This is a genomic window from Pseudarthrobacter equi (assembly GCF_900105535.1).
GTDB classification, from domain to species: Bacteria; Actinomycetota; Actinomycetes; order Actinomycetales; family Micrococcaceae; genus Arthrobacter; species Arthrobacter equi.
This window is the reverse complement of the sequence record NZ_LT629779.1, coordinates 1,267,793-1,281,964: the sequence shown is the minus strand read 5'-3', so window position 1 is coordinate 1,281,964 and position 14,172 is coordinate 1,267,793. Positions and strand designations below refer to the sequence as shown.

General features: G+C 64.6%; 13 protein-coding genes and 1 riboswitch. Of the genes, 5 read left to right on the top strand and 8 right to left on the bottom strand.

Annotated elements, in window-relative coordinates; translation table 11 throughout:
- Positions 1-30: 30 nt before the first annotated feature.
- Positions 31-127: riboswitch (glycine riboswitch) on the bottom strand.
- 96 nt (positions 128-223) lie between these two features.
- Positions 224-760, bottom strand: a complete 537-nt coding sequence (locus tag BLT71_RS05840) for a TetR/AcrR family transcriptional regulator (RefSeq protein ID WP_091718390.1) — start codon at positions 758-760, stop codon at positions 224-226.
- 85 nt (positions 761-845) lie between these two features.
- Between BLT71_RS05840 and BLT71_RS05835 the strand changes: the two genes are divergently transcribed.
- Entirely contained in the window at positions 846-2,405 is a 1,560-nt protein-coding gene (locus BLT71_RS05835) for an MFS transporter (RefSeq protein WP_091718388.1), read from the top strand.
- 110 nt (positions 2,406-2,515) lie between these two features.
- Here the strand turns inward: BLT71_RS05835 and BLT71_RS05830 are convergent, their stop codons facing one another.
- Positions 2,516-2,995: a Dps family protein gene (locus tag BLT71_RS05830; RefSeq protein WP_091718386.1), complete on the bottom strand. Its 480-nt coding sequence runs from the start codon at positions 2,993-2,995 to the stop codon at positions 2,516-2,518.
- Between the two features lie 222 nt (positions 2,996-3,217).
- Between BLT71_RS05830 and BLT71_RS05825 the strand changes: the two genes are divergently transcribed.
- Positions 3,218-4,771, top strand: a complete 1,554-nt coding sequence (locus tag BLT71_RS05825) for an APC family permease (protein WP_091718384.1) — start codon at positions 3,218-3,220, stop codon at positions 4,769-4,771.
- An 80-nt stretch (positions 4,772-4,851) separates the two neighbouring features.
- Here the strand turns inward: BLT71_RS05825 and BLT71_RS05820 are convergent, their stop codons facing one another.
- The 6 genes from BLT71_RS05820 to BLT71_RS05795 form a co-directional block, all read right to left on the bottom strand.
- The gene (locus BLT71_RS05820) at positions 4,852-5,403 is read right to left on the bottom strand and encodes an AMIN-like domain-containing (lipo)protein (protein WP_091718382.1); all 552 of its coding nucleotides are present in this window, start codon (positions 5,401-5,403) and stop codon (positions 4,852-4,854) included.
- Positions 5,404-5,676: 273 nt separating this feature from the next.
- Entirely contained in the window at positions 5,677-5,979 is a 303-nt protein-coding gene (locus BLT71_RS05815; RefSeq protein WP_056078542.1) for a DUF4193 domain-containing protein, read from the bottom strand.
- 104 nt (positions 5,980-6,083) lie between these two features.
- Positions 6,084-6,275: a hypothetical protein gene (locus BLT71_RS05810; RefSeq protein ID WP_091718380.1), complete on the bottom strand. Its 192-nt coding sequence runs from the start codon at positions 6,273-6,275 to the stop codon at positions 6,084-6,086.
- 92 nt (positions 6,276-6,367) lie between these two features.
- A complete protein-coding gene (locus BLT71_RS05805; RefSeq protein WP_091723846.1) occupies positions 6,368-7,396 on the bottom strand; it encodes a LacI family DNA-binding transcriptional regulator in 1,029 nt (342 codons plus the stop codon).
- A gap of 39 nt (positions 7,397-7,435) precedes the next feature.
- On the bottom strand, positions 7,436-8,956 hold the full coding sequence (araA, locus tag BLT71_RS05800; protein ID WP_091718378.1) for an L-arabinose isomerase: 1,521 nt from the start codon (positions 8,954-8,956) through the stop codon (positions 7,436-7,438).
- Between the two features lie 35 nt (positions 8,957-8,991).
- Positions 8,992-9,708, bottom strand: a complete 717-nt coding sequence (locus BLT71_RS05795; protein WP_091718376.1) for an L-ribulose-5-phosphate 4-epimerase — start codon at positions 9,706-9,708, stop codon at positions 8,992-8,994.
- Positions 9,709-10,107: 399 nt separating this feature from the next.
- Between BLT71_RS05795 and chvE the strand changes: the two genes are divergently transcribed.
- The 3 genes from chvE to mmsB all read left to right on the top strand — a co-directional run bounded on the left by chvE (position 10,108) and on the right by mmsB (position 14,162).
- Positions 10,108-11,238 carry a multiple monosaccharide ABC transporter substrate-binding protein gene (chvE, locus tag BLT71_RS05790; protein WP_172829911.1) on the top strand — a complete coding sequence of 377 codons (1,131 nt, stop codon included), beginning with the start codon at positions 10,108-10,110 and terminating at the stop codon, positions 11,236-11,238.
- Between the two features lie 109 nt (positions 11,239-11,347).
- On the top strand, positions 11,348-12,877 hold the full coding sequence (mmsA, locus tag BLT71_RS05785; RefSeq protein WP_091718374.1) for a multiple monosaccharide ABC transporter ATP-binding protein: 1,530 nt from the start codon (positions 11,348-11,350) through the stop codon (positions 12,875-12,877).
- A gap of 4 nt (positions 12,878-12,881) precedes the next feature.
- Positions 12,882-14,162, top strand: coding sequence for a multiple monosaccharide ABC transporter permease (gene mmsB / locus BLT71_RS05780; RefSeq protein ID WP_091718372.1), 1,281 nt, complete (start codon positions 12,882-12,884; stop codon positions 14,160-14,162).
- Positions 14,163-14,172 lie beyond the last annotated feature (10 nt).

The following is a 14,172-nucleotide window of genomic DNA, read 5'->3' as shown; positions in this document are numbered from 1 at the left end:
CCTGGACGGCCTGCTGCTTTCCAGAGGTGCCTCGCCGCGGCGGTACAGGGGCCTGCGAGATTCCTGGGGAGGATTTGCTCCTACGGCGCCTGCCGACGTTGTGGCAGGACTCTCCCGCCGCAGATCAAAGGCTATTCAGTTGGATGTGTACGCGGGGCCGTCAGGTGACAGCTCCCACAACGCTTAATTCTCCTACGCCACGGCCCCCGGGGCAAATGTCCTGCTACCGCCGGAGCCTCTCCAGTGCTGCCAGCAATTCGTCCACGTCCGCAGCTGCGCCGCCTTCGGGGACCGGGCCGACGGAGAGCATGGCGTTGAAGTAGAGGCCGTCCCCCATATACAGCACGGCCTTGGACAGGGCCGGCCCCACATCGGCGGCGATTTCGTCGAGCCACCGCCGCTGGATCGCAGCGAAACGGCGGCGGGTTTCTTCATGCGCCACCTCCGCCAGCCGGGTGGCGGCGACGATGGCCCGGTCCAAGGGGGTGTCTCCCCACACCGAGGACCTGATGAAGTAGGCGGCCGCACCTTCCGGGGCGGCGGCCATGGCATCGGCGTCTTCTCCGGCGAGCGCGTCCAGCTGGTCCAGGAGCGCCTGAATCAGGGCTTCCTTGTTGGGAAAGTGGTAGAGGAGACCGCCCTTGGAAACGCCGGCCTTTCGGGCTACGGCGTCCAGGGTGGCGGCGCGCTCCCCCACCTCAATCAACAGGGTGGCGAAGGCGTCAAGGACAGCTTCGCGGGCGACTGGCTTTCGGGGCATGCCATCCATCATGCCCTCCCGGGGTGCCGGAGGCTCAACTCAACCACCGCTCCAAACTGTACCGTCTGGACGGTATAGTTAATCTATGACCACGTCGACGCACCGCGCTGAACCCCAGCTTCAGGGACCTGCTGCCCCACGGGCACCGTGGCGCGACTGGCTGGCCCTTGCGCTGCTGATGTTCCCCGTACTGCTGGTGGCCGTGGACAACACGGCACTGACCTTCGCCCTGCCCGCGATAGCCCAGTCCCTGAACCCTTCCGGGGTACAGCTGCTCTGGATCGTGGACGCCTACCCGCTGGTCCTGGCGGGGCTGCTGGTGTGCATGGGCAGCTTCGGTGACAGGATCGGCCGGCGGCGGCTGCTCCTCACCGGCAGCCTGGGCTTTGCGGCGCTCTCGGCCGCCACAGCGTTCGCGCCAACGGCGGAATGGCTCATCGCAGGGCGCGCCGCCCTGGGCTTCTTTGGCGCCATGCTGATGCCCTCAACCCTCTCGCTCATCCGCAACATCTTCGCGGAGCCCAACCGTCGCCGGCTGGCGGTGGCCATCTGGGCCGCCGGGTTCTCCGGCGGGGCCGCCCTGGGTCCGATCTTCGGCGGCTGGCTGGTGGAGCACTACTGGTGGGGCGCAGTCTTCCTGGTCGCAGTGCCGCTCATGGTGCCGCTGATCGCCCTGGGTCCGGCGCTGATCCCGGAATCGAAGAATCCGGAACCGGGGAAGGTGGACATTCCCAGCATTGCGCTGTCCCTGCTGGTGATGGTGCCGCTGGTATACGGCATCAAGGAAGTTGCCACGGAAGGCTTGTCCGGCAACGGCCTTGGCGCCATGGCTTTCGGCCTGGCCATGGCAGTGGTGTTCGTCCGGCGGCAGCTCCGGCTGCCGCACCCCCTGCTGGACATGTCGCTTTTCCGCAACCGGGTGTTCAGCATGGCCATCACCGCCAACGTCCTGGCCCTGTTCTCCTTCAACGGCTTCATCCTCTTCCTGGCCCAGCACCTGCAGCTGCTCGAAGGCATGACGCCGTCTGCCGCGGGCGTTGCCATGATCCCGGCCCTTATTGCCACGGTGGTGGCAGGACTGGTGGTGGTGCCGCTGGTCCGGAAGGTGCGCCCCGGCTTCGTGGTGGGAACGGGCCTTGCGTTCAGCGCCGCGGGATACAGCCTGGTGACGTTCGGGAACCACGACGGCGGGCCCACACTGCTGCTGGCAGCGTTGCTGATCCTGGCGCTGGGCGTGGGGACGGCTGAAACCATCTCCAACGACCTCATCCTCGGTGCGGCGCCGGCGCACAAGTCAGGTGCCGCGGCCGCCATCTCGGAGACCGGGTACGAGGTGGGGGCGCTGCTGGGGACGGCCGTACTGGGCTCCATCCTCACGGCCTCCTACCAGCACAACCTGCACCTCCCGGCAGCCGTGGTCAGCACCGCCCCGGAAGCGGCCCGCCACAGCGCCGGCGAAACACTGGCAGGCGCCATGGACCTCGCGGCCGCGCTGCCGGCCCCGCTGGCCGAAACCGTCCGCCAGTCCGCGGCTGCCGCCTTCGATTCCGGCGTGCATGTGACGGCGGCGATTGGGCTGGTCCTGATGGCAACCGCGGCAGTCTGCGCCGCCGTCGTACTTCGCAAAGTACCTAAGGCCGTGTAGCAGCACCTCGGCACGCGTCAGCGCATAGGCCTCAACGGCAAAGGCGCCCGGCGCCGGAGTCCAACCTCCGGTACCGGGCGCCTCATCCGTGCTGTGGTGGCAGTCCGCTCCTACTTTTCGTCAGGCGCGGTGACGCTGGCGGTCGGCTTCATCGTCTCGGCGTTCACCATCCAAGCGAACTGCTCCAGCTTGGCAATGAACTCGTGCAGCAGGTCTGCGCTGGTGGGATCCTCCTCATCCACCTCGTCATGGACCTTGCGCATGGTGCCCACCGCTGCCTCCATGGCTGCAACGATCCGCTCGATGGCGTCCTTGGTGCTGATCAGGCCCTCGGGAAACTCCGCCAGGGCGGTCGACTTCGACACAGTGGAGCTGCGGCCATCAGGCAGCGCGTGGAGGGCCCGCATGCGCTCGGCGGTGTCATCGGCGAACTGGCGGGCGGCGTCAACGATCTCATCCAGCTGCAGGTGGAGGTCCCGGAAATTGGTGCCCACAATGTTCCAGTGCGCCTGCTTGCCCTGGATGTGCAGCTCGATCAGGTCGGCGAGTACGGCCTGCAGGTTGTTGGTCAGGGTCGGTGAAGCTTTCATGGGAGTCCTCCTCGATTGGTCCAGTAACTTCGAAACTATCAGCGCCCGGGCCACCCGGCACGGGCCTGGGCGGATATTTCTCAGTGAGCTTACTAATTCTGCCGCCCAGTCATAAACGAACGTGATTCATATTCCCTTTTGCGCGACGGCGGTCACAGCTCCATACTAAATGAACGCCATTCATATAGTGACCCCGGTCATAAGCTTCCAGAAAGCGGTGCCATGACAGAAGCACTCCGCACCAGCCCCACCGCCGCGCGGGGCCAGCAATTGCCCGGCAGCGGCGACATTACCGCCAAGGGACTGAAGGGCGGGCAGCTGGGGCTCCTCGCCGTCGTGGTCCTGGGAATTTCCACGATCGCCCCCGCCTACACCCTGACCAGCGCGCTGGGACCCACCGTCAATGAAGCCGGACTCCAGCTGCCCGTGATTTTCCTGATCGGTTTCATCCCGATGATCCTGGTCTCGCTGGCCTACCGGGAACTCAACGCCGATTCACCGGACAGCGGCACCACTTTCACCTGGGTCAGCAAGGCGTTTGGCCCTTGGGTCGGCTGGATGGGCGGGTGGGGGCTCCTGGCAGCCAACATCATCGTGCTGTCCAACCTCGCCGGCGTGGCCGTCGACTTCTTCTACCTCTTCCTGTCCCAGCTCACCGGCTCACCGGAACTCGCGGACCTCGCGGACAACAAGGCCCTGAACGTCCTGACCTGCCTGGTGTTCGTCGCCCTCGCTGTCTGGGTCAGCTACCGCGGCCTGCACACCACCAAGGTGGTGCAGTACGGCCTGGTGGGATTCCAACTGCTGGTACTCGGCCTGTTCGTCGCCATGGCCTTCGCCAACTGGTCCACCTCGGAGACCGCCATCCCCTTCAGCTGGGAATGGTTCGACGTCACCAGGATCGAGACCTTCGGCCAGGTGGCCGCAGGAATTTCCCTCTCCATCTTCGTGTACTGGGGCTGGGACGTCTGCCTCACGGTGAACGAGGAAACAGCCAACGGCAAGAAAACGGCCGGCGTGGCCGGCACCCTGACCGCCGTCATTGTCCTGGCCATCTACCTGCTGGTGAGCATCGCCACCATGATGTTCGCCGGCGTCGGCGATACCGGCAACGGGCTGAACAACGCAGAGAACCACGAGAACATCTTCACCGCGCTGGCCTCCCCCATCATGGGCCCGTTCGCCATCCTGATGTCCCTGGCAGTGCTCTCCAGCTCGGCCGCGTCCCTGCAGTCCACCTTCATGTCCCCGTCCCGCAGCCTCCTGGCGATGGCCCACTACGGTGCCCTGCCTGAACCCTTCAGCCGGGTCAGCCGGAAGTTCGCGACGCCGGGCTTCGCCACCGTCGCTGCCGGCGTCATGTCCGCGGGGTTCTACGCCGTGATGCATGTGGTCAGCGAGAACGTCCTCAATGACACCATCCTGGCCCTGGGCCTGATGATCTGCTTCTACTACGGCCTGACGGCACTTGCCTGCGCCTGGTACTTCCGGCACAGCCTCTTCACCAGCGCCCGCCATTTCCTGTTGCGGCTGCTGTGCCCGGTGCTGGGCGGCGTGGGCCTGTTCGTCGTGTTCTTCCAGACCGCCGTGGACAGCCTCGCCCCCGAGTTCGGCAGCGGCTCCGAAATCTTCGGTGTGGGACTGGTGTTCATCCTCGGCGTCGGCATCCTGGCGCTCGGCGCGGTGTTCATGCTGATCATGGCCCGGGTACGCCCCGCCTTCTTCCGCGGCGAAACGCTCCGGAAAGACACCCCGGCCCTGGTGGTCCCGGAGTAAAGACGCCTGCACAGAACAGAAAAGGTGCCGTTCCCGCCAACGCGGGGACGGCACCTTTTCTATTTTGACGACGGCGGCTGTCACCAGAAGTGCGCCACATCCACCACCAGCCGGGAGCCTGAGCCCGGCCCGTCCAGCGTGAAGACACGGAACGGAAGACGGGCGCGGACGCCCACACCGAGCGTGCTCTGGCCCTCAAAGCTTCCTGCCCAGACCACCTGGCGGAAGGTCTGGTAACCGGAGACGTTGGCGAGCTCCAGCTGGTCAGCGGGCTTGTACGTGGCGTGGCCGCTATCGTCGTAGGCCGGTGCCCGGACAACCACCTGCAAGCGGGCGCCGCCCCGGACGTCGACCGGTTTGCCGGAACCGTCCTGGGTGATTTGCCCAACGTAGCGGACGGAGTAGCCGGGAGCCGGGCCGCTGCCCAGGTCAACCACCAGCCGGTCGAAGCAATAGTGCTGTCCGGTGCGGACATTGGTGACGGGCGCGCCGCTCATGGAGCCGTCCGTCTTCATTAGCGAGCCCCAGGTGAGCCCGCAATACGAGGCGGTTGCCGAGGCGGGCCCCGGAACCAGCAATCCCAGTCCGACGGCCACAAGGATGGCCGTGAACCAGATGGAGAGTTTTTTCATTGTGGTGCCACCCAAGGAAGGAGCGATTGGATAGCTCCAGATTAGGACGGCAGGAACGGCGAAACGAGGCCTGTGGCCGCTTCGGGGCGGAACCGTTAACCTGACGCCCGCCGCATTAAGGCCGCATAAAACAGGGGCCTTTTCGGGGCCACTCTTAACTCCTTCGGCACCGTTCCTGCACCTGCCCGTTACCGCCCATAACGGTTGCCCGCGGGGTACAAAAAAGCGCCGGTTACCCCCGTGGGGCAGCCGACGCTGAAACCTGGTGGAAGGTCAGCCTTCGCAGTCGCGGCAGTACTTGAGGCCGTTCTTTTCGAGGGCAACCTGGGACCGGTGGCGGACCAGGAAGCACGAGGAGCACGTGAATTCATCGGACTGCTCCGGGACCACAACAACTGTCAGTTCCTCGTTGGAGAGGTCGGCGCCGGGCAGGTCAATGCCTTCAGCGGTGTCATTCTCTTCGAGATCGATGACGGCGGTCTGCGCGTTGCCGCCGCGGGACGCCTGGAGGGCCTCAAGCGAGTCAGCGGGAGACTCTTCTTCCTGCTTGCGTGGAGCATCGTAATCGGTAGCCATAGCGTGTTCACTTTCGTTGCTGCACAGCGCCATTTCAGGCACCTCAGTGCAGCAGTTTAGGGCATGACCCCGTTACAGGCGCAATAGTGTGTTCAACCGGCCGGTCAGCCGGCGCCGGCAGCCGATTCATCGTGCCAAGCGCGGGCATGGTCGGCGCCCACTGCCACGCCGCTCAAGGCAGGAAGCCAGCCCCAGCGGGATGCCTCGGCCATGGCGTCAGCGGCCTGTTCCGGGGAGGTGAAGGCGAAGGCGGCGGTAAACCATTGGCGGAACCTGCCGGGAATGCTCTCTGTCATTCCTGAAACATAGGTGGCGGATGTTGTGGGCGCGTTTCCCCGGCATCTCTGCCTGGTTAAATCCGGAACCGCCCTGGGCCTGGAACTTGCCCTCAGCCGGGCGGCGCCGTACTGCTGCGCAGGACAAGTTCCGGCTCCACCACCAGCGTCCGGGGACCCGGCGTGCCGCCGAGCTCCGCGAGCATCATGTCCATGCACCGCCGGCCGAGTTCTTCAAAGTCCTGCCGGATGACCGTCAATGGCGGACAAAAGTAGCCGGCCTCAGGCTGGTCGTCGAAGCCCACCACGGATACGTCCTGCGGCACCCTGATGCCCGCCTCGTTCAGCGCCCGCAGGAGCCCGAGGGCCATCTGGTCGTTGCCTACAAAGAGCGCCGTGGCACGGGAGTTTGCCGCCAGTTGCCAGCCAATTTTGTAGCCGCTGCCTGCGCTCCAGTCACCCTCCACAATCAGGTCCGCGGCGAGTCCAGCGGCTTCCAGGGCGGCACGCCAACCGTCGGCGCGGGCCACGGCATCTATCCAGTCCTGCGGCCCCGCGATGTGCCCGATCCGCACATGGCCCTGCCCAATGAGGTGTTCCACGGCCAGCTCCGCCCCGCGGCGCTGGTCCACCTTGACCCCGCCTACAGCGTCATTTCCGTTGGACCCAACGGCCACTACCGGCACTCCGATGGGCAGTTCTGCCAGTGCGGCCAGCGTCTCCAGGTGCGGAACGATTACCACGATTCCGTCCACGGACTGGTCCAGGAAGTGCCGGACTGCGTCCAGGATCGCGTCCCGGCTGACCTCCCGCAGCGCAGCCACACTGACGAAGTATCCTGCGTCCCGTGCTGCGCGCTCCACCCCCAACATGGTGTTGGCGGGGCCGTACTGCGAAAGCTCACTGCCCAAAACACCGATGGTCTGTGAACGCCGGGTGACCAGGCTCCGGGCGGCGGTGTTGCGGCGGTAGCCGAGTGTGGCGATCGCCGCCTCCACCTTTCCCCGGGTCCCGGGGCTGACGCTCGGGTGGTTGTTGACCACCCGTGACACGGTCTGGTGCGAGACCCCGGCCAGTTCCGCCACGTCCTCGAGCCTGGGCAACCGGCGTGGCCTGTTGTCCGTCACTGGGTCCGTGTCCATGGCAGCCACCGGGGCCGGCACCTGAGCCGTGCCACCGGATCAGATCCCGCCGGCCAGTTTGTAGTAGGCGGCGTTCCAGTTCAGGTCCTTCTTCAACTGGCGGATGGTGGTGTCTTCGTCGATGGTGAGCAGTTCAGTCTTGGCGATCTCGGCGAAGTCCTCGAACACGTCCATGCCCACCTGGGTGGACAGGACCGTGTGGTGTGCGGCGCCGGCGGTGAGCCAGGCGGCGGCGGACGTGGCGAAGTCCGGCTTGGGCTCCCAGAGCGCGCGGGCCACCGGCAGGTTGGGCAGCGGCTGGTCCAGCGGGACCACGTCCACGGCGTTGGCCACCAGGCGGAAACGGTCCCGCATGTCGGACAGCGCGACGACGACGCCCGGGGAGGCGTCGGCGTCGAAGACCAGCCGCACGGGGTCTTCCTTGCCGCCGATGCCGAGCGGGTGGATTTCCAGCCGCGGCTTCGACGCAGTCAGGGAGGGGCACACTTCCAGCATGTGCGCGCCGAGGATCTTCTCCGCGCCGGGTTCCAGGTGGTACGTGTAGTCCTCCATCAGGGACGCACCGCCGGGCAGGTCCCCGCCCATCACCTTCGCGGCGCGGACCAGGATGGCCGTTTTCCAGTCGCCTTCGGCACCGAAGCCGTAGCCGGCAGCCATCAGCCGCTGCACGGCCAGGCCCGGGAGCTGGCGCAGTGCGCCAAGGTCCTCGAAGGAGGTGGTGAACGCGGCGGACCCGTTGGCTTCGAGGAAACTGCGCAGGCCGAGTTCGATGCGGGCGCCGTACCTCAGCGAGTCGTGCCGGTCCGCGCCTTTGCGGAGCTCCGGCACCACCTCGTAAAGGTCCTCGTACTCGGCAACGAGGGCGTCGACGTCGGACTCCGGAGCGCCGTGCACGGCGTCGGCGAGTTCGTTCACGGACCAGGTGTTGACCGCGACGCCGAAACGCAGCTCGGCCTCCGTCTTGTCACCTTCGGTGACGGCAACGTTGCGCATGTTGTCGCCGAAGCGGGTCAGCTTCAGGGTCCGGACAGCGGCCCAGCCCGCGGCGGCGCGCTGCCACGAACCCACCTGCCGCGCCACCTCGGGGTTGGAGACGTGCCCGACGACGGTCTTCCGGGCGATGCCCAGCCGGGACTGGATGTAGCCGAACTCGCGGTCGCCGTGTGCGGCCTGGTTCAGGTTCATGAAATCAAAGTCGATATCCGCCCAGGGCAGGTCACGGTTGGCCTGCGTGTGCAGGTGCAACAGCGGCTTGCGGAGCAGGTCCAGGCCCTGGATCCACATCTTGGCCGGGCTGAACGTGTGCATCCACGCCGTCACGCCGATGACCGAATCGTCCGAGTTGGCCTCCAGCGCGGTGCGGCGGATGGCATCGGAATCGGTCAGGACCGGCTTCCACACGATCCGTACCGGGACCTCGGAGGAGGCGTTGAGCCGGTTGGCGATCTCCTGCGACTGGGCGGCCACCTGCTTGAGGACCTCCTCGCCGTACAGGTGCTGGCTGCCGGTGAGGAACCAGACCTCATAGCCGTCAAGGGAAGTGTTTGCTGCGGTACTCATGGGTTCTCCTGGAAAGTTCTTGGCGGCTACAGGCGTTACTGGCCGTAGACGTTCTGGTAGCGGGCGTAAAGGGAGTCGATGTGGCCCTGGTCGATGGGCAACGGGTCACCGAGCTGCCGGGCGATGTGCACCGTGCGGGCCACTTCCTCGCACATCACAGCAGCCTTCACCGCAGACTTGGCGTCCTTGCCGATAGTGAACGGGCCGTGGTTCTGCATGAGGACTGCCGGGGAATTGGAGTTCTTCAGCGTCTCCACGATGCCGTGGCCGATCGAGTCGTCACCGATCAGGGCGAACGGTCCCACCGGGATGGATCCGCCGAATTCATCACCCATCATGGTCAACACGCACGGAATGGCCTCACCCCGTGCAGCCCAGGCGGTGGCGTAGGTGGAGTGCGTGTGCACCACGCCGCCCACTTCAGGCATGTGCCGGTACACGTAGGCGTGCGCCGCCGTGTCGGACGAGGGCGACAACGGCGGATTGCCCCAATCGACGGTGCCTCCGGCCCCGACATTGGTGCCCCGTACGGGAGTGCCGTGCAGGTCAGTGACGATCATCTGCTCCGGGGTCAGGTCCTGGTAGGCGACGCCGGAGGGCTTGATGACCATAAGGTCCGTTCCGGGCACGCGGGCCGAGACGTTGCCGGCGGTCCACACCACCAGTTCATACCGGGTCAGTTCGGCATGCAGCGAGCACACTTCCTGCCGGACCCGGGCAATGGTCTCCAGGATTCCTGCTCCGGCGCTCATGCGGACATCTCCACGGGAGCTTCGGACACAGCGGCCGACGGCGTGGTCCCCGGGATTGGGCGCCGGACGCCGGAGATCGTCCCGTCATCGCGGTGGCCGGGCCCGGGGCTGGAAGGGAACAACGAATCTGGCATGTGGTGCCTCCGTCCGGGAGGCAGCGCCTCATTACCGGGTTCTGTAGGGGGTCGGGTAGTGCTAAGTGTTGCAGCAAGTGTGAACGCTAACAAAGTAGAAGTCAACGGAGCCGAAAGGTTTCCGAAATTCCCGCTCCGGTCTCTTGTTAGCGTTCACAAATGGGTCTATATTGAACCGACACATCAACAATGTGGCCAGGACCGGCAGCACGGGTGCTGCCTGATCCAACAACACTTCGTGGCAGTGCTGCCGCGGAAGGAGATAATGGTGAGAATCAAAAAACTGATGGGCGCGGTGGCCCTTGTCCTCGCCCTGACGGTGGGTGCTACCGGTTGCGGCTCCCGCGGCGGAACCAGCGAATCCAGCGGTGCTGCGGCCAACCCCAGTGATTCACTGGTCGGCATCTCGATGCCTACGCAGACCTCCGAACGCTGGATTGCAGATGGCGCCAACGTCGAAAAGTCCCTGAAGGACCTCGGCTACAAGACGGACCTCCAGTTTGCCAATGACGACATCCCCACCCAGGTGTCGCAGATCGAAAACATGCTGACCAAGGGCGCCAAGGCCCTGATCGTTGCCGCCATTGACGGCACTACCCTGACCGACGTCCTGGCCAAGGCCAAGGAGCAGAACGTCAAGGTCATCGCGTATGACCGCCTTATCAACGGCACGCCCAACGTGGACTACTACACCACGTTCGACAACTACACTGTCGGCGTCCAGCAGGCCACTTCGCTGCTGACCGGCCTGGGCCTGGTCGATGCCAGCGGCAAGAAGGTGGACGGCAAGGGTCCGTTCAACATCGAGCTTTTCGCGGGCAGCCCCGACGACAACAACGCCAACTTCTTCTGGACCGGCGCCATGGACACCCTCAAGCCGTACCTGGATGCAGGCACCCTCAAGGTCCCCAGCGGCCAGACCAAGTTTGAGCAGGCAGCGATCCTCCGCTGGCAGGCGCCCGTTGCCCAGAAGCGCATGGAGGACATCATCACCTCCGCCTACAGCTCCGGCACCAAGCTGAACGGCGTCCTGTCCCCTTACGACGGCCTGTCCATCGGCATCATCTCGGCCCTCACCAGCACCGGCGGCTACGCCAAGGGAAGCCTCCCCGTAGTCACCGGCCAGGACGCCGAAAAGGGTTCCGTGAAGTCCATCGTCGCCGGTGAGCAGTACTCCACAATCTTCAAGGACACGCGGCAGCTCGGCGCCCAGGCCGTCAAGATGGTCGACGCCGTCCTCAAGGGCCAGGAGCCGGAAACCAACGACACCAAGACCTACGACAACAAGGTCAAGGTGGTCCCTGCCTTCCTGCTGAAGTCCGTCATCATCACCAAGGACAACTACAAGAAGGAACTGATCGACTCGGGTTACTACAAGGACTCCGACGTCAAGTAGTCAGCGTCCGGCGGCTGTGGCCGGACCCGGAGTCCGGCCACAGCTTCCTCCCGCAGCCTTCTGCAGCAGCAGGACGGCCAACCTTTCGACCAGTCAGTGGGAATTGACGATGAACACACCCATTCTTCAAATGCGAGGAATCACCAAGACGTTCCCGGGCGTGAAAGCGCTGCAGGACGTCACCCTGGACGTGAACCGTGGCGAGGTCCACGCCATCTGCGGTGAAAACGGAGCCGGGAAGTCAACGCTCATGAAAGTGTTGTCCGGCGTCTATCCTCACAACACCTTCGACGGGGAGATCCTCTTCGAAAACGAACCCTGCAACTTCTCCAGCATCTCGGACAGCGAGAAGCGCGGAATTGTCATCATCCACCAGGAACTGGCCCTGAGCCCGTTCCTGTCCATAGCCGAGAACATCTACCTGGGTAACGAACAGGCCACCAACGGCTGGGTGGATTGGCGCAAGACCAACCTTGAGGCAGCAAAGCTGCTGGCCCGTGTGGGCCTGGACGAAAATCCTGTCACCCCCGTGCAGCACATCAGCGTTGGCAAGCAGCAGCTGGTTGAAATCGCCAAGGCCCTCTCCAAGGAAGTGAAGCTGCTGATCCTTGACGAGCCCACCGCCGCTCTCAACGACGAGGATTCCGGCCATCTGCTGGACTTGATCCTCCACTTGAAGGGCCAGGGCGTCACCAGCATCATCATCAGCCACAAACTCAACGAGATCCGGAAAGTGGCTGACGCCGTTACCATCATCCGGGACGGTAAGACCATCGAAACCCTGCGGCTCGACGAAGGCCAGATCACCCAGGAGCGGATTATCCGCGGCATGGTGGGCCGTGACCTGGAGAGCCTGTACCCGGAACGTGAGCCCAACATCGGCGACGAGGTCCTGAGGATCGAGGACTGGTCCGTTCGCCACCCCCAGGATCACAGCCGCATGGTGGTCCGCAACGCAAATCTGCACGTCAGGAAGGGCGAAGTGGTAGGGCTGGCGGGCCTCATGGGCGCCGGCCGCACCGAACTTGCCATGAGCGTCTTCGGCCGGACCTATGGAACCACCGTCTCCGGCAAGGTCTACAAATACGGCGAGGAAATCAACACCTCCACGGTGTCTGACGCCATCCGGCACGGCATCGCGTACGCCACCGAGGACCGGAAGCACTACGGTCTGAACCTCATCGAGGACATCAAACGGAACATCTCCCTGGCTGCACTGCGCAAGCTCGCCAAGCGCGGCTTCGTGGACAAGAACCAGGAGACCGTGGTGGCCAACGGCTACCGCAAGAGCATGAACATCAAGGCTCCCTCCGTGGCCGCCATCACCGGCAAGCTGTCCGGTGGAAACCAGCAGAAGGTAGTGCTGAGCAAATGGATGTTCTCCGACCCCGATGTGCTCATCCTCGATGAACCTACCCGCGGGATCGACGTCGGCGCCAAGTACGAGATCTACACGATCATTGCCAAACTCGCGGCCGAAGGAAAAGCAGTCATTGTGATTTCCTCAGAACTTCCCGAACTGCTGGGCATCTGCGACCGCATCTATACCCTCGCGGCCGGCCATATCACCGGCGAAGTGCCCATTGCAGAAGCGACCCAGGAAACCCTGATGCACTACATGACCAAAGAGAAGGAATAGCGAAATGTCCGCCCTACGAGAATCGCTCGGATTCCTCACAAGCCGCCTCCGCCAGGTTGGCATTTTCGTTGCCCTGATCCTGATCGTCCTGCTCTTCCAGGGGCTTACAGGCGGGATCCTGCTGCAACCCCAGAACGTCACCAACCTGGTGGTCCAGAACAGCTACATCCTCATCCTTGCCATCGGCATGGTGATGGTGATCATCGCCGGACACATCGACCTTTCCGTGGGCTCGGTGGCCGGATTCATCGGCGCCGTCGCAGGCGTCATGATCGTGCACTGGGGCTGGCCATGGTGGGCCGCCATCCCCGCCTGCCTCCTGGTTGGCGCCTTGGTGGGCGCCTGGCAGGGATACTGGATCGCCTACGTGGGGATTCCGGCCTTCATCGTCACGCTGGCGGGCATGCTGATCTTCAGGGGGCTGACCCTCATCACCCTGAGGAACCAGCAGATCACCCCCTTCCCCGCGGAGCTGCGGGCCCTGGGCGGAGGCTTCCTTCCGGACATCTCCGGGGGTACCTCCGTGCTCGAATGGCTCACCGTCATCCTGGGTGTCGGTGCCACTGTTGCCCTGCTGATCCAGGCTTTCAAGGAGCGCAGGATCCGCCGGAAGTTCGATCTCGAGAGCGAACCCCTGGTCTGGTTCATCATCAAGACCGCGTTCACTGCGCTGCTCATGCTCATCATCACCTTCCTGCTGGCGTCCTACCGGGGCACGCCGATCGTCCTGGTGGTCCTGGCCGCACTGGTGATCGCCTACACCGCCCTCATGAACAACAGCGTCTTCGGGCGGCACACCTACGCCATCGGCGGGAACCTTCACGCGGCTGAGCTTTCCGGCATCAAGACCAAAGCCGTTACCTTCCGCCTCTTCGTGAACATGGGTGTTCTTGCCGCACTGGCCGGCCTCGTCTTCACTGCCCGCCTCAACTCGGCACAGCCGGCCGGCGGAACCGGCTTCGAACTCGACTCCATCGCCGCAGCATTTATTGGCGGCGCCGCTGTCACCGGCGGTATCGGAACCGTGGCCGGGGCCATGATCGGTGGCCTGATCATGGGCGTCCTGAACAACGGCATGTCCATCCTGGGCCTTGGCACCGACTACCAGCAGCTCATCAAGGGCCTGGTGCTTCTTGTCGCCGTCGGGTTCGACATCTTCAACAAGAACCGCAGCGGTGGCGGCGGCGGCATTGGAAAGCGCTTCAAGCTGAAGACCAGTCCGCCGCCCGCAGAGGAAAAGCCGGCTCCGGCTTCCAACGAAACTGTGAAGGCAGGCCTCCAGTAGCACTCGCTGC